Origin of the sequence: Intrasporangium sp., assembly GCF_051961875.1 — a bacterium.
Taxonomy (GTDB): domain Bacteria; phylum Actinomycetota; class Actinomycetes; order Actinomycetales; family Dermatophilaceae; genus Intrasporangium_A.
The window spans coordinates 26,409-45,995 of sequence record NZ_JBQCCV010000140.1 but is presented as its reverse complement, the minus strand read 5'-3'; the positions used below and the strand labels follow the sequence as shown (position 1 = coordinate 45,995).

The window sequence follows — 19,587 nt, the reverse complement described above, 5'->3', positions numbered from 1 at the left end:
CCCCTTTGAGGGCGGGGGTTTCACCACCACCCCCTAAACTGTTTGGGCGTGGGGGGGGCCCCGCGGGGGCGGCGGGGCCCCACCCCAGCGGCATACCGGATTGGTTGGTCAGTCTCCGAGGTCGGCCACCGCGAACTTGCTCGCCTCGATGACCTCGGCGAGCTCGCCGGCGAGCTGCTGGGAGACGACGTTGTCGACGTTGAGCACGCCGATGGCGCTGTCGCCGTGGCGGGAGACCTGCATGCCGCCGATGTTGACGCCCGCGTCACCGAGCAGCTGGCCGATGCGGCCGACGACGCCCGGGCGGTCGGTGTACTCGAAGACGAGCATGTGGTCCGACAGGGGCACCTCGAGGTCGTACTCGCCGACGCCGACGAGCTTCTCGACCATCTTCGGGCCGGTGAGGGTGCCCGCGACCGAGACGATCGTGCCGTCAGCGAGCGTGCCGCGGAGGATGGTGATGTTGCGGAAATCCCCGGCATCCGCCGACGTGACGAGCCGCACCTTGCAGTCACGCTGCTCGGCGAGGATCGGCGCGTTGACATAGGTCACCGGGTCCTCGACGACGTCGGTGAACACACCCTTGAGGGCGACGAGCTTCCAGACGCTGACGTCGTGCTCGGTGATCTCGCCGCGGACGTCGACGTCGAGCTGGGCCGGCACGGCACCGGCCACGGCCGTGAAGATGCGACCGAGCTTCTCCACCAAGGTGATTCCCGGGCGCACCTCCTCGGCGATGAAGCCGCTGCTCACGTTGACCGCGTCCGGGACGAGCTCGCCGCCGAGGGCGAGGCGGACCGACTTGGCGACCGAGATGCCGGCCTTCTCCTGGGCCTCCTCAGTGGAGGCGCCGAGGTGCGGCGTCACGACGACGGACTCGTGCGCGAAGAGGGGAGACTCGGTGCACGGCTCGGTCACGAAGACGTCGATGCCGGCGCCGGCCACGCGGCCCTCGTCGAGCGCCCGGGCGAGGGCGGCCTCGTCGACGATGCCGCCACGGGCCGCGTTGATGATGCGGACCGACGGCTTGACCTTCGACAGAGCGTCCTCGCCGATGAGGCCGAGGGTCTCGGGCGTCTTCGGCAGGTGGACGGTGATGAAGTCGGACTCGGCGAGCAGCTCGTCGAGGCCGACGAGCTGGGCCCCGAGCTGGCCCGCCTTGGCGGCCGAGGCGTAGGGGTCGTAGGCGAGGATCTTCATCCCGAAGCCCTTGAGCCGCTCGGCGACGAGGGCACCGATCCGGCCGAGGCCGACGACGCCGACGGTCTTGTCGAGCAGCTCGACGCCGGAGTACTTGCTCCGCTTCCACGCCCCGCCCTTGAGGGCCTCGTTGGCAGGGGCGATGTTGCGCGCGGTCGCGAGGAGCAGGGCGACCGCGAGCTCGGCGGCCGAGGTGATGTTGGAGGTCGGAGCATTGACGACCATGATCCCGGCCTGGGTGGCGGCCGCGACGTCGACGTTGTCGAGACCGACACCGGCGCGGGCGACGACCTTGAGCTTCTTGCCGGCGGCGAGCGCCTCCGCGTCCATCTTCGTGGCGGAGCGGATCAGGATCGCGTCGACATCCGCCAGAGCCGGGAGCAGCTCGTCGCGGTTCGCTCCGTCGCAGTGGCGGACCTCGAAGTCCGGACCGAGCGCGTCGAGCGTCGCGGGCGAGAGCTCTTCGGCAATGAGAACGACAGGTTTGGACACAGGGGGATTCCCTTCGAACGGTGTACGGGCCCCGCCGGACGCGGGCCAACGACTGGCACCGCGATGTGCCTGCGCCAGTCTAGGACCGTGGTGCCCGGATGCGGGAGGGTGCGCTCAGGATGTGACCGTGAGGTGCACCTCACGTGGCGGGCTGGCGAAGAGCCGGTGAGCGGCATACGCCCTGCCAATCGGCAACGAAGGCACCTCGAGACGCCCATCGGCCACGAAGTGCGGCTCCCAACCGGGGTTGGGGGCACTTCGTGGCCGATGGTCGGATCAGTCCCTGCGGGTCAGCGCGCTGCAGAGCCCTCGACGTAGTCAGCGTCCGTGTCCTGCACCCACGCCATGAGCTTGCGCAGGTCCTTGCCGGTCGCCTCGATCGGGTGCTGGGCACCCTTGTCGCGCAGCGCCTTGAACTCCGGCGCGCCGGCGTCCTGGTCGTCGATGAACCGCTTCGCGAAGGCGCCGTTCTGGATGTCCGCGAGGACGCCCTTCATGTTCTCCTTGACGTGCGGGTCGATGACGCGCGGGCCGGAGACGTAGTCGCCGTACTCGGCCGTGTCGGAGACCGACCAGCGCTGCTTGGCGATGCCGCCCTCGATCATGAGGTCGACGATGAGCTTGAGCTCGTGGAGACACTCGAAGTAGGCCACCTCGGGCTGGTAGCCGGCCTCGACGAGCGTCTCGAAGCCGTACTGGACCAGCTGGCTCGCGCCACCGCAGAGGACGGCCTGCTCGCCGAAGAGGTCGGTCTCGGTCTCCTCGGTGAACGTCGTCTGGATGCCGCCCGCACGCAGGCCACCGATCGCCTTGGCGTAGCTCTTGGCGAGGTCCCAGGCGTGGCCGGACGCGTCCTTCTCGACGGCGAGGAGCACCGGGACGCCGCGCCCGTCGACGAACTCACGACGCACGATGTGGCCCGGGCCCTTGGGCGCGACCATGATGACGTCGGCGTCCGCCTCCGGCGTGATGTAGCCGAAGCGGATGTTGAAGCCGTGGCCGAAGAGGAGCGCCGCACCGGGCTTGAGGTTCGGCTTGATGTCGTTCGCGTAGACGGTCCGCTGCACCTGGTCGGGCGTCAGGATGACGACGAGGTCGGCCTCCGTGACGGCGTCCGCGACGGGCAGGACCGTGAGGCCCTCGGCCTCGGCCTTCGCCTTGCTCTTGCTGCCCTCGGCGAGCCCGACGCGCACGTCGACCCCGGAGTCGCGCAGGTTGAGCGCGTGGGCGTGGCCCTGGCTGCCGTAGCCGATCACGGCGACCTTCTTGCCCTGGATCACGGACAGGTCGGCGTCGTCGTCGTAGAACATCTCGGCCATCGTGGCCTTCTCCTTCGGTTTGGGTGTGTCTGGTCAGTGAGTATGCCGCTGGGCGCGCACCCGGGGTCCGCTCGCCCAGCCAGTGGTCGGTTCGGTCAGGCGCTCCGCAGCGAGCGGTCCGTGATCGAGCGCGAGCCGCGGCCCATCGCCACGACGCCGGACTGGACGAGCTCCTTGATGCCGAACGGCTCGAGGACCGCGAGGAACGCGCTCAGCTTGTCCGACGTGCCGGTCACCTCGATCGTCATCGCGTCGGGCGCGACGTCGACGACCTTGGCCTTGAAGAGGTTCACCGTGTCGACGACCTGGCTGCGCGTCGTCGCGTCGGCCCGGACCTTGACGAGGCAGATCTCGCTGTGGACCGCGCCGGTCGTGTCCAGCTCGACGACCTTGAGGACCTCGACGAGCTTGTTCAGCTGCTTGGTCACCTGCTCGAGGGCGCCCGCCTCGACCTCGACGACGACGGTCATCCGGGAGATCTCCTCGATCTCCGTCGGGCCGACCGCGAGCGAGTCGATGTTGAAGCCGCGCCGCGAGAAGAGGGCGGCCACCCGGGTCAGGACACCCGGCTTGTTCTCGACGAGAACCGACAACGTGTGCTTGCTCATGACGCTCACTCCTCGCGTTCCCACACCGGCGCCTCGTCGCGCGCGACCCGGATCTTGTCGTTGCTGACGCCCGCGGGCACCATCGGCCACACCATCGCGTCCCGGTGGACGATGAAGTCGATGATGACCGGCCGGTCGTTCGTCTCGAGAGCCTGCTTGATGACCGCGTCGACGTCCTCGGGCTTCTCGGCGCGCAACCCGAGGCAGCCGTAGGCGTCGGCGAGCTTGACGAAGTCGGGGATCCGCTCCCCCGTCGTCTGCAGGTCGGTGTTCGAGTAGCGCTCGCCGTAGAAGAGGGTCTGCCACTGGCGCACCATGCCCAGCGAGCTGTTGTTGATGATCGCGACCTTGATCGGGATGTTGTTGACGACGCAGGTCGCCAGCTCCTGGTTCGTCATCTGGAAGCAGCCGTCGCCGTCGATCGCCCAGACGGTGCGGTCCGGCTCGGCCACCTTCGCGCCCATCGCCGCGGGCACCGCATACCCCATGGTGCCGAGGCCGCCCGAGTTGAGCCAGGCGTTGGGGCGCTCGTACTGGACGAACTGCGCGGCCCACATCTGGTGCTGTCCGACGCCCGCGACATACGTCCCGTCCGGGCCCGTCAGCTCGCCGATGCGCTGGATGACGTACTGCGGCGAGAGCGTGCCGTCGGCGCTGTCGGTCCAGCCGAGCGGGAAGGTGTCCTTCCAGCCGGCGACGAGCTCGCGCCAGGCCGAGTAGTCCCAGGCGCCGGGGTCGTCGGAGCCGTCGAGACGGTCCGCCTCGATCTGGTGGATCAGCTCGGTGATGACCTCGCCCACGTCACCGACGATGGGGACGTCCGCGACACGGTTCTTGCCGATCTCGGCCGGGTCGATGTCGGCGTGGACCACCTTGGCGTGGGGAGCGAAGGTCGACAGCTGGCCGGTCACCCGGTCGTCGAAGCGGGCACCGAGCGCGATGAGCAGGTCGGACTTCTGCAGGCCGGTGACGGCCGCGACAGTGCCGTGCATGCCGGGCATCCCGAGGTTCAGCGGGTGGCTGTCGGGGACGGTGCCGCGGGCCATGAGGGTCGTGACGACCGGGATCTGGGTGAGCTCGACGAGCCGGCGCAGCTGCTCGCTCGCCTCCGCCCGGACGACCCCGCCGCCGACGTAGAAGATCGGCCGCTCGGCCGCCGCGATGAGCCGGGCGGCCTCGCGGATCTGCTTGCCATGGGGGCGGGTCACCGGGCGGTAGCCGGGCAGGTCGAACTTCGGCGGCCAGGAGAACGTGGTCTTCGCCTGGAGCGCGTCCTTGCTGATGTCGACGAGGACGGGGCCGGGCCGGCCGGTGCGGGCGATGTGGAACGCCTCGGCGATCGCCTGCGGGATCTTCGCGGGGTCGGTGACGAGGTAGTTGTGCTTCGTCACAGGCATCGTGATGCCGCGGATGTCGGCCTCCTGGAAAGCGTCCGTGCCGATCGCGGCGCTCGAGACCTGGCCGGTGATCGCGACGATCGGCACCGAGTCCATGTGTGCGTCGGCGATCGGCGTCACGAGGTTCGTGGCACCCGGGCCCGAGGTCGCCATGCAGACCCCGACCCTGCCGGTCGCGGACGCGTAGCCCTCGGCCGCATGGCCGGCGCCCTGCTCGTGCCGGACGAGGATGTGACGCACCTTCGTCGAGTCGAGCATCGGGTCGTAGGCGGGCAGGATCGCGCCACCCGGGATGCCGAATACCGTGTCGGCCCCGACCGCCTCGAGGGAGAGGACGAGCGACTGGGCACCGGTGACCTCGACGGCCTGCTCCGGCTGCTCGTTGGTGGACCGGGGACGGGCCAGGGAGGCCACGTCAGCCGGCGAGGGCGCCTGCTTGGTGGTGTCGCTCACGATGACGATCGCTTTCTCATGGAGTGGTGTGGGCCGGGTCTCCTGCACAAAAAAACCCTCCAGTCCAGGTGAGGACGGAAGGGGAAAGCGCGCTGACCGGTCGGGGTCGGCGCGCTAGGGAAGTACGAGGATTCGAGCCACGCTCCAACCGTGCTACTTCCTGCGTGGAGTGTCAATCCACGAGATTGGTGATCTCACCATGTGACCGGAGCGTCTCGGGCGAGGGTGCCGAAGGTCACCTGTGCCGCTGAGCGCCCCGCGGGAAAGGACCCCTTCGCGGCGCGGACCAGCGAGCGGCATACGGCCGGAGGAGGGACCGCCCTCGGCCGGCCGTCGGCGCTGGTGCGCTTAGTGCCACGGTGCGCGGGTACGGGCGAGGGCGGTGTCGCCGGCCCGGGGCGCGTCCCTGCCGCTCCGTCCTTCCTCGAAGCGTTGAGATCGGCAGGCCCGCGATGAGCGTCCAGACCGGCACCATCACCACGAAGATCCCGGCGAGGCTCGACCGGCTGCCCTGGTCGAGGTTCCACTGGCGGGTGGTCATCGGGCTGGGCGCCGTCTGGATCCTCGACGGGCTCGAGGTGACCATGGTGGGCAACGTCGCCGCCCGCCTCATCGAGAAGGGCAGCGGCATCCACATCACGGCGGCGCAGATCGGCACGGCGGGTGCCGTCTACATCGTCGGCGCCTGCGTCGGCGCCCTCGTCTTCGGACAGCTGACCGACCGGTTCGGGCGCAAGCGGCTGTTCATCCTCACCCTGTGCGTCTACGTCGCCGGCACGGTCCTGACCGCGTTCGCCTTCGCACCCTGGTACCTCTACCTGATGCGCTTCTTCGCCGGCGCCGGGTTGGGCGGTGAGTACGCAGCAGTCAACTCGGCGATCGACGAGCTGATCCCTGCCCGGGTCCGGGGCCGGGTCGACCTCGCGATCAACGGCACCTACTGGGCCGGGGCCGCAGCGGGGGCAGCCCTGACCCTCCTGCTCCTCAACGAGGCGATCCTGCCGAAGAACTTCGGGTGGCGCATCGCGTTCGGGCTCGGAGCGGTCATCGGCCTGCTCATCATGCTGGTGCGGCGCCACGTGCCGGAGAGCCCCCGGTGGCTGTTCATCCACGGTCGCGACGACGAGGCAGAGCGCATCGTCGGCGAGATCGAGCAGCAGACCCGGGAGGAGACCGGCCACGACCTCCCCGGGGCCGAGGAGAGCCTCACGGTGCGGCAACGCGCGGCGATCCCCTTCCGGGAGATCGCCAAGGTCGCCTTCACCCTCTATCCGAAGCGGGCGATCCTCGGCGTCGCGTTGTTCGTCGGCCAGGCCTTCCTCTACAACGGCGTCACCTTCAACCTCGGCACGCTCCTGGGCACGGCCTACCACGTGTCGTCGAGCCGGGTGCCACTGTTCTTCATCCTCTTCTCCGTCGGCAACCTGCTCGGCCCGCTGCTCCTCGGACGCCTCTTCGACACCTTGGGACGCAAGCCGATGATCTCCGGCACCTTCCTCGGGTCCGCCGTCCTCGCTGTCGTCCTCGCCTGGGTCATGGTGAAGTCGATCGGCGGTGTCTGGGGCTTCCAGGCGCTGCTCATGGCGACCTTCTTCCTCGCCTCGGCAGGTGCGAGTGCCGCCTACCTGACGGTGAGCGAGATCTTCCCCATGGAGACCCGCGCCCTCGCCATCGCGTTCTTCTACGCGCTGGGCACGGCCGTCGGCGGCATCAGCGGACCCCTCCTCTTCGGTCAGTTCATCGAGTCCGGCAGCGTCCCCAGGATGGCCGTCGCCTTCATCATCGGCGCCATCGTCATGGCCATCGGCGGCATCGTCGAGGTCTTCTTCGGCGTGAGGGCGGAACAGGCCCAGCTCGAGGACATCGCCCTCCCGCTGACCGCGCAGGAGGCACGGGAGCAGCACCGGACACATCTGAGCCCGGAGGAGCTGCGGGCTCGTCGGTCGGAGGAGGCGGGGGTCGGCGGACGAGCCGCGGCGGCGCCCGCGCGAGGTGCCGTGCCGGAGGAGACCGATGCGGAGCGGGTTCTGCCCGAGCGGGAGAAGCGCATCGCGGCCCGGGAGGAGCGGCGCCGACAGGAGGGCAGGGGTGCTCGTCGCTACCGGCCCGGTCCGAGCGGTGCAGGCCTGGGGCCGAACATGACGCCCCCGGGAACGGTGCTCGACGACGAGATCGAAGCCATCACACGGGCGCTCCGGGAGCGCGGGCCCCTGACCCGTGAGGGTCTGTTTCGCGTTCTCGGCGCCCAGGACTGGGGCCCCGGACGCTTCCGCAGCGCGCTGCGCCAGGCCTTGGTCGAGGGCCAGGCCGTGCATCTCGGTCACAACCGGTTCGGCCCGCCGAGGGGCGGAGCGCGGGCCTGATCAGGGCCACCCACCCCGGGCGAGCGGAGTGCGCTGGAGCGCAGCTGGAGCCGGCTGAGCGATATACGGACCGGAAATTGGGTGGAGCGGCCGGACGGAGGGTCGGCACACTCGTCGGGGGCACCACGACGAAGGGGGAACCATGAGCGCTCAGACGAGCGAGGCGTCCGACATCAACGAGCTGGCCCTCGAGGGATACACCGTCCGGGCCCTACGGCCGACTGATGCACGGGCGGTCTTCGAGCTGATGGCCGAGTGTGAGCTCGAGTCGACCGGCGAGGTCGCCATCGAGGAGGCGGACATCGTGGCCGACTGGCAGCGGCCCAGCTTCGACCTCGCCGCCCAGAGCATCGGCGTCTTCGAGGGGGAACGGCTCGTCGGCTATGCCGAGGTGGCGAGCGGTAGGCGCGCCGACGCGGCCGTCGCACCCGACCGGAGGGGCAGGGGCATCGGGACCGAGTTGGCCCGGTGGACCCAGCGGATCAGCCGCCGCGACGGCAAGGGACTCGTCGGCATGCCCGCACCAGACGGCTCGCCCGGGGAGCGGCTGATGCGCGACCTCGGCTACGACGTGGCGTGGACCTCGTGGGTCCTCGAGATGCCGGGCGGGGCGGAGATCGTGGCGCAGCCGATCCCGGACGGATACGAGATCCGGGTGGCCGAGGACGAGGCGGTCCGGCGCGCGGCGCACGACGTCCTCGAGGACGCGTTCCTGGAGTGGTCGGAGCGCGACCGGGAGACGTGGGAGGACTTCGAGGCCGGCGTCCTGCAGCGTCCGGGGTTCGAGCCGTGGAACCTGCGCGTCATGGTCGACCCGGAGGGCGTCGTCGTCGGGGTCTCGGTCATCGTTCTGGCCGGTGAGGACGGCTACGTCGACCGGCTGGCCGTGCGGCGGGACCGGCGCGGCCTCGGCCTGGCGCGGGCCCTGCTCGTCGACTCCTTCGCCGCCGCCCGGGAGCATGGGGCGACGCGGTCCGAGCTGTCGACCGACTCGCGGACGGGCGCACTCGGCCTCTACGAACGGGTCGGTATGCGCGTCAAGGCGACGTGGCGGCACTGGGCCATCGACACTTCGGCCGAGGTCTGAGCCGCCGGACACCAGCCGCGCTTTGAGGTATTCGGGTGGCCATATTAGCCCCCCGAAAAACTCAAAACCCGAGCTCGCACAATCGAGCCTGTTGCGACCCGCTCCTCGGCGCTCCGGGCCTCGCTCCTTCGTCGCTCGGGTTCTCACGCTGTCGTCGTCAGTCGAGGACGGCGCCCTTGCTGGCGCTCTGCACCAGCTTGCGGTACTTCGCGAGGACGCCACGGGTGTAGCGCGGCTCCGGGTGCCTGACTCCCTCGGCGCGGCGGCGCTCCATCTCCGCCTCGTCGACGAGCAGGTCGAGGCGCCCGTTGGCGACGTCGAGGCGGATCGGGTCGCCGTCCTGGACGAAGGCGATCGGCCCGTTGTCGACCGCCTCCGGCGCGACGTGGCCGACACAGAGCCCCGTCGTGCCGCCGGAGAAGCGGCCGTCGGTGAGGAGCAGGACGTCCTTGCCGAGCCCGGCCCCCTTGATGGCGCCGGTCACGGCGAGCATCTCGCGCATCCCGGGGCCGCCCTTCGGGCCCTCGTAGCGGATGACGACGACGTCGCCGGGCTTCAGGTCGTTCTCGGCGACCGCGTCCATCGCGCCCCGCTCGCCGTCGAAGACGCGGGCTGTCCCCTCGAAGACGTCGTCGTCGAAGCCGGCCGACTTGACGACGGCGCCCTCCGGGGCGAGCGACCCGGTCAGGATGGTCAGGCCCCCGGTGCGGTGGATCGGCTCGGACATCCCCCGGATGACCCTGCCGTCGATGTGCGGCGGGTTCAGCTCCTCGAGGTTCTCCGCCATGGTCTTGCCGGTCACCGTGAGGGTGTCGCCGTGCAGCAGGCCCGCCTCGAGGAGGGTCTTCATGACCACCGGAATGCCCCCGATGTGGTCGATGTCCTTCATGACGAACCGCCCGAAGGGCTTGACGTCCGCGAGGTGCGGCACCTTCTTGCCGATGCGCTGGAAGTCGCCGATGGTGAGGTCGACCTGGGCCTCGTGGGCGATCGCGAGCAGGTGCAGGACGGCGTTCGTCGAGCCGCCGAAGGCCATGACGACGGCGATGGCGTTCTCGAACGCCTCCTTGGTCATGATCTGCCGCGCGGTGATCCCCTTGCGGAGCAGACCGACGACCGCCTCCCCGGACAGGCGTGCGTAGTGGTCCCGGCGCCGGTCGGTGGCGGGCGGGGCGGCGGAACCGGGGATCGACATCCCGATCGCCTCCGCGACGGCGGCCATCGTGTTGGCGGTGTAGAAGCCGCCGCACGCGCCCTCACCCGGGCAGATCGCACGCTCGATGGCGTCGACGTCCTCGCGGGACATCCGGCCGGCCGCGCACGCTCCGACCGCCTCGAAGGCGTCGATGATGGTGACCTCCTTCTCGGTGCCGTCCGAAAGCTTGGCGACACCGGGCAGGATCGTCCCGGCATAGAGGAACACCGAGGCGAGGTCGAGCCGCGCGGCGGCCATGAGCATCCCGGGCAGCGACTTGTCACAGCCGGCCAGCAGGACCGAGCCGTCGAGCCGCTCGGCGTTCATGACCGTCTCGACGGAGTCGGCGATGATCTCGCGGGAGACGAGCGAGAAGTGCATGCCCTCGTGGCCCATGGAGATGCCGTCGGACACCGAGATCGTGCCGAACTCGAGCGGGTAGCCGCCGGCGGCGTGGACGCCGTCCTTGACGGCCTTGGCGAGCCGGTCGAGCGACAGGTTGCACGGGGTGATCTCGTTCCACGAGCTCGCCACCCCGATCTGCGGCTTGGCGAAGTCCTCGTCACCGAGCCCGACCGCCCGGAGCATCCCTCGCGCCGCGGCCTTTTCGAGGCCGTCCGTGACGTCGCGACTGCGGGGCTTGATGTCGGGGGTCTGAGTCATGGGAGCAGCATAGGACCGCGTCCGGAGGGTGGACACGGCATCTCAGGCCGTGAACCTGCAGGGCCGGCCCCACCCGCGCGGACTGGGGCCGGGTCACTCCTCGCAGACGTGGAAGCGCTCGAGCTTGCAGGTGCCGAACTCGAGGTCGGCCCAGTCGCCCGAGTAGCGCAGCACCGCGACCCCGCTCGTCACGAAGCCGTTCGCCAGCGCCTCGTGCGCCTGGGCCGAACCGTCGCCGTCGCTGAGCAGGGTGGTCACCTGCGCCATGGTCGGGTTGTGGCCGACGACGAGGACCGTCGACGACTCGCCGGCATCCTCCCGGATCGTCTCGACGAGCGACTCGGCGCCGCCCTGGTAGACCGGGCGCCGGAACTCGACGTACTCGGCGCGGGCCCCGCCGTGCCGCACCGCGTCCCACGTCTGGCGGGTGCGCACGGCGGTGGAGCAGATGACGAGGTCGGGAACCAGCCCCTGCTCACGCAGCCACGCGCCGGTCAGCTCGCCCTGGCGGACGCCCCGCTTGGCGAGCACCCTGTCGTGGTCGGGCTTGCCGGCCCCTTCCTCGGCCTTGCCGTGGCGCATGAGAAGGAGGCTCTTGTCCTGTGCCGCGATGCCCATGATCACGAGCATGCCGCGCCGGGAGGAGGTTGTCAGCCCTGCCCCGGGTGGCCAGCTGACGGGACGCAGCCAGTCGACGGGACGTGGCCTGTCGACTGGCCGCGCCAGCTCGGTCAGAGGACGAGGTCCGGCTTGAGCCGACGGGCATCCCAGACTCGAGCCCGCCGGGCGGCAGCCGTCGAGACGGCCAGCGCGACGACGAGGTAGGCGACCAGCACCGCGACGTCACCGGCGAGCGGGTCGAGCTGCGCGCCATACATGAGCCGCCGCAGGCCGTCGATGGCGTAGCTCATCGGCACGACCTGGTGCACCGCCTGCAGGGGCCGGGGCAGCGTCTGCCACGGGAACGTCCCGCCCGAGCTGACGAGCTGGACCACCATGAAGACGAGCCCGAGGAACTTGCCGACGGCCCCGAGCCGCGACGCGAGGGCGTGCATGATCGCGACGAACGAGGCGGAGACCAGGACGAGGAAGCCCAGCGCGAGCACCGGGTGGGCGACGTGGATGCGCAGGCCGAGGCCGACGATCGCGAGGAGCGCGACGACCTGGACGACGCCGACGGCCGCGGGGGCGAGCCAGCCGCCGAGGGCGGTGCGGACCGACCGTTGGCTGGTCGCGAGCGCCCGGGAGGAGAAGGGCCGGACCAGCAGGAAGATCGTGTACGCGCCGATCCACAGCGAGAGGCTGAGGAACATCGGCGCCAGCCCTGCGCCATACGTCCCCGCACGCGACATCGCGTCGGACTCGACCCGCAGCGGGCTGCCGATCGTCTGCGCCGTCGCCTTGCGCTGTGCCGCGCTGGGGTTCGGGATGGAGTTGCGGCCCTCGGCGAGCTTGTCGTGCAGCTGGCTCGCGCCCGTCTGGAGCTGCCCGAGGCCGTCGCCAAGCTTGACCGCGCCCGTATGGAGCGTGCTTGCGCCGGTGCCCGCCTGACCTGCCGCGGTGGCGAGCTGCCTGGCGCCGTCGTCGATCCGACCGAGGCCCGAGGACAGCTGCTGGGCGCCGCCACGCAGCTGCCCGGCACCGGTCGCGGACTGGTGGACTGCGCCGGCGAGGGCCGGCATCGAGTTCGCGAGGGCGCGGCTGCCTGAGGCGACCTGGTCCGCGCCGGCGGAGAGCCGGTCGAGGTCGGCGGAGGCCTGTTGCACCGTGGCGTCGGCCGTCGAGACGTAGCCGTCGATGCTGTCCAGGCGCTGCGTCACGTCGGCGATCTGGGCGTCGGTCAGGCCGGCCGCCTTGAGGCTGGCGAGGATCTTGGGCCGCTCGGTGGCGACCTGGCTGCGGAGGCGGGACGAGGCGGTTGCCGCCTGGTCGCCGATCGCCGCGACCTTCCGGTTGCCGGCCGCGACCTGCGCGGCGCCCTCGGCGAGGCGGCTGGTCTGGCTGGGCAGCGTGGACGTCTTCGAGTCGAGGGTGGACAGGCCAGCGGAGAGACGGTCGGCGCCCGAGGCGAGCTGGTCGGCACCGGTGCGCGCCTGTCCGGTCGCGTCGGCAAGCTGGGTCGCCCCGGTCTGGAGCCGGCCGAGGCCCGACTCGAGCGTGCCGGCGCCGTCCGCGAGCTGCGTTGCCCCGTCGTGGGCGGAGGCCGCGCCGCTGCTCAGCTGCCCGGCGCCGTCCACGGCCTGGCCCAGCTGGCCGTGGATGGTCGTGAACCCGGCGAGCAGCTTGCTCGCGGCGGTCTCGCTGACCTCGCTCGCGACCGAGTCGGAGACCTCCTTGATCACGGTGTTGCCGATCATCGAGGTCATGTAGTTGTTCGCGTCGTTCGTCTCGAGGACGAGGCTCGCCTGCCGGGGGTTGAAGTCGGCGGACGACGCCAGGTCGGCCGAGAAGGACGACGGGATGATGACCGCGAAGTCGTAGCGGCCGGACCGCACCCCGTCGAGCGCCTGGGTCCGGTCGACTCGGTGCCAGTCGAAGGAGCGCGAGTCGACGAGGTGGTCGGCCACCGTGCCGCCGACCTGGAGCCGCTCCCCCGTCGAGAGGGTCGTGCCGGCGTCCTCGGAGACGACGGCGGCGGGCAGGTTGGGGAACGCGGCGTAGGGGTCCTTGTTCGCGTACAGGTAGAGGCCGGCGTAGATCGTCGGGATGAGGGCGAAGGCGAGCAGCGCGAGCTTGAGGAGCGTCGACGCCGAGAGACGGCGCAGCTCCGAGGCGGCGAGACGAAGCGGTCTCATGCGTGGGCTTCCTCGAGTGAGGTGGTGTGTGAGGTGGCGGGTCGGACGGTGCCGGCCCAGGGGGCGAGCGAGGGGATGACCGTGCCGGTCGTTACGGAGGAGTCGTGGCGGTGCTGCAGCAGGTGGGTCGCGGTCGCCGGGGCGCAGAGGACGATGACGGTGAGGCCGTGCTCGGCAACCTCCTCGGCCGGCCGCAACCAGGCGATCGGGTCGCCGCCATGCCGGTCCGGGCCGGCGACCACGACGACCCGGGTTCCGGGGCGCCAGGCGCCGAGCTCGGTGAGCAGCGCGACTCGGGTCCCGGGCGGGACCCGGTCCCACCGCTCCCCTGCGAGGCCGGTCAGGTCGCGCTGGTCGAGGAACGAATGGACCTGTGCCCGGGACGAGCGCTGGTCCGCGAGGGCGAGCTCCTCGCGGATGACCGTCCGGAGCGGTAGCGCGTCGTCGGGGGCGGAGACATCCTCGACGTCGATGAGGCGGACGAGGGACTGGAGGTCCCGCCGTTCGGCGCTGCCCGCGACCTTCACCGAGCCGGTCACGCCGTCCATGCGGCCGGAGAGGGCCAAAGCGAGCGCGGCCTGCGGGTGACCCGGGTCGGTCGGGACGACGGTGACCTGGCCAGCGCGCGCGAGGAACGACAGGTCGCTGATGAACGGCTCGTGCGGCCCGGGGACGGTGAGGTCGTGGACGAGGACGTCGGCGGGGTCGGTGGGCGGGTTGGAAGCTCTGCGGAACACACTCATTTCAATACGAGTATGCATCCAATACATCCCCGTATCCAATACGAGAGCGTATGCTGTGGACATGGCGGACACCGGCGCCGGCAAGCGGCTCACGGCACGACGGCTGGCGACACGACGCCGGCTCCTCGACGCAGCCAGCGAGGTCTTCGCGGAACGGGGCTTCCACGGGGCGTCCGTCGAGGACATCTGCGAGCGGGCCGGCTTCACCCGGGGCGCCTTCTACTCGAACTTCGCCTCCAAGGACGACCTCGTCATCGAGCTCTCGTCGGAGCACACCGCCACGCTCGTCGAGCGGATCCGCGCTGCCGCTGACCGTGATGTCTCCCCCGGCACCGTGCTTCGGGACGTCTTCGCCGCCCTCACCGCCGAGGGTCCCCGGACGGAGCAGTGGCTCCTGCTGACGACGGAGTTCACCCTGCACGCCATTCGCGACGCGGAGGCCCGGCGCGCGTGGGCCCAGCAGCAGAAGCGGGTCCGCCGGACGCTCGTGGAGGTGGTCGACGAGATCTGCCGTGAGCACTCGGTGTCGCTGCCCATGCCGACCGAGCTCTTCGTGCGTACGGCCGTCGCGCTGGTCCAGGGCTCGATGACCCAGCGACTCGTCGAGCCACGGTCGCTACCGGCCGGCGCCCTCAAGCAGGCCGTCCACCCCCTCCTGCTCGACCTGACCCCCACCGGATCGCGTGTGCAGTAGTCCCGACGGGCGCACGTCTCCCGATCGACAGTGCAGAAGTCTGGATCGAGAGTCTGAAACCCTTGATCGACAGTGCAGAAGTCTGGATCGAGCGTGTGAAACCCCCGGTCGACAGTGCAGAAGTCTGGATCGAGCGTGCACGCTCGATCGGGAAAGGTGCACTCTCGATTGGGGGCTGGGTCAGCCGCCGGAGACGGCGTTGATGATGTGAACCCGGGCGCCGGCCGGCACGGGCGTCGCCACGCCGGCACCCCGGGTCGCGTCCTCGCCGTTGACGAAGACCTTCACGTGCTGGCGGATCTGGCCCCGCTCGTCGCGCACCTTGCCGTCGAGGATCCGGTGTTCGACGAAGGCCCGGTCGAGCACGTCCGCGACCGTGGCCTGTCCGTCAGCCAGGCCGACCTCGATCTCCGGCACGCCACCGACGAGGTCGCGGAGCATTCCGGGCAGGATGACCCGGACGGGGGTGAGCGACATACGGAATCCTTCGCGACTCAGGGCAGCTGGCCCGCACGGACGACGAGCACGTCGGGCAGCTGCGTCGCGATCCGGCTGAACGTCTCACCCTCGTCGACGGACGCGAAGACGTCGCCGTTGCGGGTGCCGAAGTAGACACCGACCGGGTCCTCGCTGTCGAGCGACGCGGCGTCGCGCAGCACGCACGTGTAGCTCTCGGCCGGCAGCCCCTTGGCCTGCATCCGCCAGGATCGCCCCCCGTCGTCCGAGCGCTGCACCTGCAGCTGCGCGTCCGGCGGGATCCGCTGGCCGTCGTCGGCGACGGGGATGTTCCACACCGTCCCGGGCCGGCTCGGGTGGGCGAGGATGGTGAACCCGAAGTCGGTCGGCAGCCCGTCGGCGATCGAGACCCACGTCGTGCCGCCGTCGTCGGAGCGGTAGACGCCCTTGTGGTTCTGTGCGTAGAGCGCCCCGTCGACGCCACGCGCGACCTTGTGGACGCACTGGCCGTACTCCGGGTACTCGTTGTCGGGCATGAAGTAGGCCCGGATGCCCGGGTTGCTCGGCGCCCAGGACGCGCCGGCGTCGGACGAGCGGTAGACGCCGCCCGCGCTCATCGCGACGAGGAGGTTCTCGGGGTGGCCGGGGTCGGGGACGACGGTGTGCACGGCGCCGCCGCCGAAGCCCGGCTCCCAGTGGGACCGGTGCGGGTGCTCCCAGAGGCCCCGGACGAGCTCGTAGTGCTCGCCGCGGTCGGTGCTCCTGAAGAGGGCGTGGGGCTCGACGCCCGCCCAGACGACGTCGGTGTCGTTGGGGTCGGGGGTCAGCTGCCAGATCCGCTCGAGGGCGGTGTCGGTGTCGCTCGGGAAGGCGACGGCCCGCTCGGCGCTCTCGGTCCAGGTGCGGCCGCCGTCCTCGCTGGCCTGCACGGTCGGTCCCCAGTGCCATGACTTGACGCCAGCGAGGACCGCCGCGCGGCCCTCCCGGGTGTCGATGGCGAGGGAGGCGACCTCACTCATGAGGAAGTGCGGGCCCTCGAGATGCCAGCTCTCCCGGTCGTCGCTGCGGGCGATCCAGAGGCCCTTGCGCGTGCCGATGGCAACGATCGTCTCGGTCATGTTGACAGTGTGAACTATGGCGTCATGACGGACAAGAGGGATTCGGCGTGTCGCCGGGACGGTCTGGCGTGTCGCCGGCGAGGTTGTCAGGAGACGACGTTCGCGAGCTGCCGGCCGTCCCTCAGCGCCTCGACCTGCCGGCGGACCAGGTCGATCGACCGCGGCCGCATCGCGCGCGTTGCCCCGCCCACGTGGGGGGTGATGATCACGCCGGGAGTGCTCCAGAGCGGGTGGCCCGGGGGCAGCGGCTCCGGGTCCGTCACGTCCAGGGCGGCCTGCAGCCGGCCGCTGGCGCACTCCGCGACGAGGGCGTCGGTGTCCACGATGCCGCCGCGAGCGACGTTGACGACCAGCGCGCCATCCGGCATCCGCGCGAGCAGGTCGGCGTCGACGAGCCGGCGGGTGGCCGGTGTCAGCGGCACGATGACGATGAGCACGTCGGCCTGACCGACGAGGTCGGGCAGCTCCTCGATGCCGTGGATCCACCCGACGAGGTCGTCACCCGGCCGGGGCCGTGACGCGATCGCCGTCAGCGACACCTCGAAGGGGCGCAGCCGGCTCGCGATGGCCCGGCCGATCTGGCCGTAGCCGAGCAGCAGGACCCTGCTGTCGGCAAGGGAACGCCGGTAGGACCAGTCCTGCCAGACGTGCTCGTCCTGGCTCCGGACGAACTGCGGCAGGTCGCGCAGCGAGGCGATGGCGAGCCCGACGGCCAGCTCGGCGGTGCTGGCGTCGTGGACGCCCGCGGCATTGCACAGGGTGACGCCGGCCGGCACGTGGGGCAGGACGTCCTCGTAGCCGGCGCTCTGGATCTGGACGACCTGGAGCGACCGTGCGCCGTCGAGCGCGGCCGCGAGGTCGACGGGATGCAGGTAGGGCCGTACGACGAGGTCGATCTCCCCCACTCGCGGGTGTGGCTCACGCATGTCCCAGACAAGCGTGTCGACGCCCTCGAGGTCTGCCAGCTGGGCGGCATACTCCTCATCGGGGACGGAGACGAGCAGCTGCGCGCGACCTGAGGACATGTCGGCACGTTATCGGGGAGGCCGACCATTACGCTCGGGCGGGTGACCGACGCCCGCATCCTGTCCCTCAACGTCGGCGCGGGCGTCGCGAGGCGCTACGCGAGCGGCCCGACCACCGCGATCGACAAGCGTCCCGTCGACGCGGTCGAGGTGCGCGTCCCGGGGAGTATGCACGGCGGGCTCGGCAGCGGCGTCGTCGGCGACGACATCGGCGACCGCCGCCACCACGGGGGCCGCACCCAGGCCGTCTACGCCTACGCCCGCGAGGACCTCGACTGGTGGGAGACCCAGCTGGACCGGCCCCTCCCCAACGGGATGTTCGGCGAGAACCTCACCACCGTGGGCGTCGACTGCACCACCGCCCGGATCGGCGAGGTCTGGCGCATCGGCTCGGTCGTGCTGCGCGTCGAGGTGCCGCGGATCCCGTGCGCCACGTTCGCAGGCCACATGGGCGTGCGTGGCTGGGTGAAGCGGTTCAGCCAGGTCGGTCGCACCGGCGCGTACCTGTCGGTCATGGAGCCCGGAGCCCTCCGGACGGGTGACGAGATCCGCGTCGAACGGCCGGGGCACGACATCACGCTGCTGATGAACTTCCGCGCAGCCATGGGTGACCGCGAGGCGGCCGCCCGCGTCCTCGACTCGGGCGTCCTCGCCGAGGAGGAGCACGACTGGCTCGCGCGCCGGGTGGGCCGCCGGGTCCCTCGGTGACACTGGGGTATGCCGCTCACCGGAGTCCCGCGTCGCCGGCCCCTCGTGCGCCTCGCGGGCGCCGCCGCCCTGCTCGTCGCCGCTGCGGCCTGCTCCAGCCCTGATGGTGAGGGCGGACAGGGAGTGTCCGTCCCGCGCACTCCCACCGGAACCGCTCGGTTCGGCACCTCCGCGCCCCAGTCGCCGGGGTCGTCCCGGCCGTCGTCCAGCACGGCGACCGGCACGACGGAGGCGAAGCCGTCGGCAGTCCCCCTCGACAAGCCGGCGTTCACGGTCCTCGGCGGCCTCGACATCCCGTGGTCGATCGCGATGCTGCCGGACGGGTCCGCGCTGGTCAGCGAGCGCAACACGGGCGACATCCACTGGGTGCCGGCACCGGGAGGCTCCGGGAAGTCGCGGGTGGTCGGGCACCTCGACATCCACCGGGTGCCCGGTGAGGGCGGCCTGCTCGGGCTTGCTGTGCCGCAGGACTTCGGGACCGATCCCGTCTTCTTCGCCTACTACACCTCCGACAACGACAACCGCATCGCCGCCGTGCCCTGGCGGGGCGGCAGCATCGGCACGCCGACGGTCGTCTTCACGGGGATCCCCCGCGGGACCTTTCACAACGGCGGACGGATCGCCTTCGGTCCCGACGGCTACCTCTACGTCGGCACCGGCGAGTCCGGCGACAAGCCGCTGTCGCAGAACCTCGGCTCGCTGGGCGGCAAGATCCTGCGCATCACCAGGGACGGCAAGCCCGCACCCGGCAACCCGTTCGGCGGCTCGCCGGTCTGGAGCTACGGGCACCGCAACGTGCAGGGGCTCGCTTGGGACGGCCAGAAGCGGATGTGGGCGAGCGAGCTCGGCCAGGACACCTGGGACGAGCTGAACCGGATCGAGCCGGGCCGGAACTACGGCTGGCCCGAGGTCGAGGGCAGCGCCGGCAACCCGGACTATGTCGACCCGGTCGCTCAGTGGCGCCCGGCAGACATGTCCCCCAGCGGGATCACGATCGGACCGGACGGCGCGGTGTACATCTGCGCCCTCCGCGGCCAGTCGGTCTGGCGGGTGCCGATCGACGCGCACGGCACCGCCGGCACGCCGACCCGCCACCTCGAGGGGACCTACGGCCGGATCCGCGACATCCACTTCGTCCAGGGCCGCGCCTGGATCCTCACGAGCAACGGCGGCAACGACCGGATCGTCTCGCTCCCCCCATCCGACGTGGGCGTCCGCGGCTGACGCCTCCCGTTGGGGGTATGGGGCACTGACGCGAACAGAGGCGGCGA

16 protein-coding genes are annotated in these 19,587 nt (G+C 71.0%); 5 read left to right on the top strand and 11 right to left on the bottom strand.

Annotated elements, in window-relative coordinates; all coding sequences use genetic code 11:
* Positions 1-108: 108 nt before the first annotated feature.
* The 4 genes from serA to ACTHJJ_RS08495 all read right to left on the bottom strand — a co-directional run bounded on the left by serA (position 109) and on the right by ACTHJJ_RS08495 (position 5,469).
* Positions 109-1,692 carry a phosphoglycerate dehydrogenase gene (serA, locus tag ACTHJJ_RS08510; protein ID WP_440302511.1) on the bottom strand — a complete coding sequence of 528 codons (1,584 nt, stop codon included), beginning with the start codon at positions 1,690-1,692 and terminating at the stop codon, positions 109-111.
* Between the two features lie 290 nt (positions 1,693-1,982).
* Positions 1,983-3,011 (bottom strand): ketol-acid reductoisomerase, encoded by a 1,029-nt coding sequence (gene ilvC, locus ACTHJJ_RS08505; protein WP_440302510.1) that lies wholly within the window; start codon positions 3,009-3,011, stop codon positions 1,983-1,985.
* A gap of 95 nt (positions 3,012-3,106) precedes the next feature.
* Entirely contained in the window at positions 3,107-3,619 is a 513-nt protein-coding gene (ilvN, locus tag ACTHJJ_RS08500; protein ID WP_440302509.1) for an acetolactate synthase small subunit, read from the bottom strand.
* 5 nt (positions 3,620-3,624) lie between these two features.
* Complete coding sequence (locus tag ACTHJJ_RS08495) at positions 3,625-5,469, bottom strand: acetolactate synthase large subunit (RefSeq protein ID WP_440302508.1); 1,845 nt, start codon at positions 5,467-5,469, stop codon at positions 3,625-3,627.
* Between the two features lie 452 nt (positions 5,470-5,921).
* On the opposite strand from ACTHJJ_RS08495, the gene ACTHJJ_RS08490 reads away from it, so the two are divergent.
* Positions 5,922-7,832, top strand: a complete 1,911-nt coding sequence (locus ACTHJJ_RS08490) for an MFS transporter (RefSeq protein ID WP_440302507.1) — start codon at positions 5,922-5,924, stop codon at positions 7,830-7,832.
* Positions 7,833-7,974: 142 nt separating this feature from the next.
* Positions 7,975-8,919 (top strand): GNAT family N-acetyltransferase, encoded by a 945-nt coding sequence (locus tag ACTHJJ_RS08485; RefSeq protein ID WP_440302506.1) that lies wholly within the window; start codon positions 7,975-7,977, stop codon positions 8,917-8,919.
* Between the two features lie 157 nt (positions 8,920-9,076).
* Here the strand turns inward: ACTHJJ_RS08485 and ilvD are convergent, their stop codons facing one another.
* From ilvD to ACTHJJ_RS08465, 4 genes are all read right to left on the bottom strand, one after another.
* A complete protein-coding gene (gene ilvD, locus ACTHJJ_RS08480; RefSeq protein ID WP_440302505.1) occupies positions 9,077-10,777 on the bottom strand; it encodes a dihydroxy-acid dehydratase in 1,701 nt (566 codons plus the stop codon).
* Positions 10,778-10,870: 93 nt separating this feature from the next.
* On the bottom strand, positions 10,871-11,395 hold the full coding sequence (locus ACTHJJ_RS08475) for a SixA phosphatase family protein (RefSeq protein ID WP_440302504.1): 525 nt from the start codon (positions 11,393-11,395) through the stop codon (positions 10,871-10,873).
* A gap of 113 nt (positions 11,396-11,508) precedes the next feature.
* The gene (locus ACTHJJ_RS08470; protein ID WP_440302503.1) at positions 11,509-13,572 is read right to left on the bottom strand and encodes a YhgE/Pip family protein; all 2,064 of its coding nucleotides are present in this window, start codon (positions 13,570-13,572) and stop codon (positions 11,509-11,511) included.
* Positions 13,569-14,315: a hypothetical protein gene (locus ACTHJJ_RS08465; protein ID WP_440302502.1), complete on the bottom strand. Its 747-nt coding sequence runs from the start codon at positions 14,313-14,315 to the stop codon at positions 13,569-13,571. Before ACTHJJ_RS08465 ends, ACTHJJ_RS08470 begins: the two co-directional genes overlap by 4 nt.
* 61 nt (positions 14,316-14,376) lie before the next feature.
* Between ACTHJJ_RS08465 and ACTHJJ_RS08460 the strand changes: the two genes are divergently transcribed.
* Positions 14,377-15,009, top strand: coding sequence for a TetR/AcrR family transcriptional regulator (locus ACTHJJ_RS08460; protein ID WP_440302501.1), 633 nt, complete (start codon positions 14,377-14,379; stop codon positions 15,007-15,009).
* Between the two features lie 180 nt (positions 15,010-15,189).
* Here the strand turns inward: ACTHJJ_RS08460 and ACTHJJ_RS08455 are convergent, their stop codons facing one another.
* The 3 genes from ACTHJJ_RS08455 to ACTHJJ_RS08445 form a co-directional block, all read right to left on the bottom strand.
* Positions 15,190-15,486 (bottom strand): MoaD/ThiS family protein, encoded by a 297-nt coding sequence (locus ACTHJJ_RS08455; protein ID WP_440302500.1) that lies wholly within the window; start codon positions 15,484-15,486, stop codon positions 15,190-15,192.
* 17 nt (positions 15,487-15,503) lie between these two features.
* Positions 15,504-16,583: a WD40/YVTN/BNR-like repeat-containing protein gene (locus tag ACTHJJ_RS08450; protein WP_440302499.1), complete on the bottom strand. Its 1,080-nt coding sequence runs from the start codon at positions 16,581-16,583 to the stop codon at positions 15,504-15,506.
* 86 nt (positions 16,584-16,669) lie between these two features.
* On the bottom strand, positions 16,670-17,608 hold the full coding sequence (locus ACTHJJ_RS08445) for a 2-hydroxyacid dehydrogenase (RefSeq protein ID WP_440302498.1): 939 nt from the start codon (positions 17,606-17,608) through the stop codon (positions 16,670-16,672).
* A 42-nt stretch (positions 17,609-17,650) separates the two neighbouring features.
* On the opposite strand from ACTHJJ_RS08445, the gene ACTHJJ_RS08440 reads away from it, so the two are divergent.
* Both ACTHJJ_RS08440 and ACTHJJ_RS08435 read left to right on the top strand, forming a co-directional pair.
* Positions 17,651-18,316 carry an MOSC domain-containing protein gene (locus tag ACTHJJ_RS08440; RefSeq protein ID WP_440302497.1) on the top strand — a complete coding sequence of 222 codons (666 nt, stop codon included), beginning with the start codon at positions 17,651-17,653 and terminating at the stop codon, positions 18,314-18,316.
* A 9-nt stretch (positions 18,317-18,325) separates the two neighbouring features.
* A complete protein-coding gene (locus tag ACTHJJ_RS08435; protein WP_440302496.1) occupies positions 18,326-19,540 on the top strand; it encodes a PQQ-dependent sugar dehydrogenase in 1,215 nt (404 codons plus the stop codon).
* Positions 19,541-19,587 lie beyond the last annotated feature (47 nt).

What these genes read in the sequence shown, in the direction of transcription:
- ilvC (WP_440302510.1), bottom strand. Translation starts at nt 3,011, where the DNA reads ATGGCCGAGATGTTCTACGACGACGACGCCGACCTGTCCGTGATCCAG.
- ilvN (WP_440302509.1), bottom strand. Translation starts at nt 3,619, where the DNA reads ATGAGCAAGCACACGTTGTCGGTTCTCGTCGAGAACAAGCCGGGTGTC.
- ACTHJJ_RS08490 (WP_440302507.1), top strand. Translation starts at nt 5,922, where the DNA reads ATGAGCGTCCAGACCGGCACCATCACCACGAAGATCCCGGCGAGGCTC.
- ACTHJJ_RS08485 (WP_440302506.1), top strand. Translation starts at nt 7,975, where the DNA reads ATGAGCGCTCAGACGAGCGAGGCGTCCGACATCAACGAGCTGGCCCTC.
- ilvD (WP_440302505.1), bottom strand. Translation starts at nt 10,777, where the DNA reads ATGACTCAGACCCCCGACATCAAGCCCCGCAGTCGCGACGTCACGGAC.
- ACTHJJ_RS08475 (WP_440302504.1), bottom strand. Translation starts at nt 11,395, where the DNA reads ATGGGCATCGCGGCACAGGACAAGAGCCTCCTTCTCATGCGCCACGGC.
- ACTHJJ_RS08470 (WP_440302503.1), bottom strand. Translation starts at nt 13,572, where the DNA reads ATGAGACCGCTTCGTCTCGCCGCCTCGGAGCTGCGCCGTCTCTCGGCG.
- ACTHJJ_RS08465 (WP_440302502.1), bottom strand. Translation starts at nt 14,315, where the DNA reads ATGAGTGTGTTCCGCAGAGCTTCCAACCCGCCCACCGACCCCGCCGAC.
- ACTHJJ_RS08460 (WP_440302501.1), top strand. Translation starts at nt 14,377, where the DNA reads ATGGCGGACACCGGCGCCGGCAAGCGGCTCACGGCACGACGGCTGGCG.
- ACTHJJ_RS08455 (WP_440302500.1), bottom strand. Translation starts at nt 15,486, where the DNA reads ATGTCGCTCACCCCCGTCCGGGTCATCCTGCCCGGAATGCTCCGCGAC.
- ACTHJJ_RS08450 (WP_440302499.1), bottom strand. Translation starts at nt 16,583, where the DNA reads ATGACCGAGACGATCGTTGCCATCGGCACGCGCAAGGGCCTCTGGATC.
- ACTHJJ_RS08445 (WP_440302498.1), bottom strand. Translation starts at nt 17,608, where the DNA reads ATGTCCTCAGGTCGCGCGCAGCTGCTCGTCTCCGTCCCCGATGAGGAG.
- ACTHJJ_RS08435 (WP_440302496.1), top strand. Translation starts at nt 18,326, where the DNA reads ATGCCGCTCACCGGAGTCCCGCGTCGCCGGCCCCTCGTGCGCCTCGCG.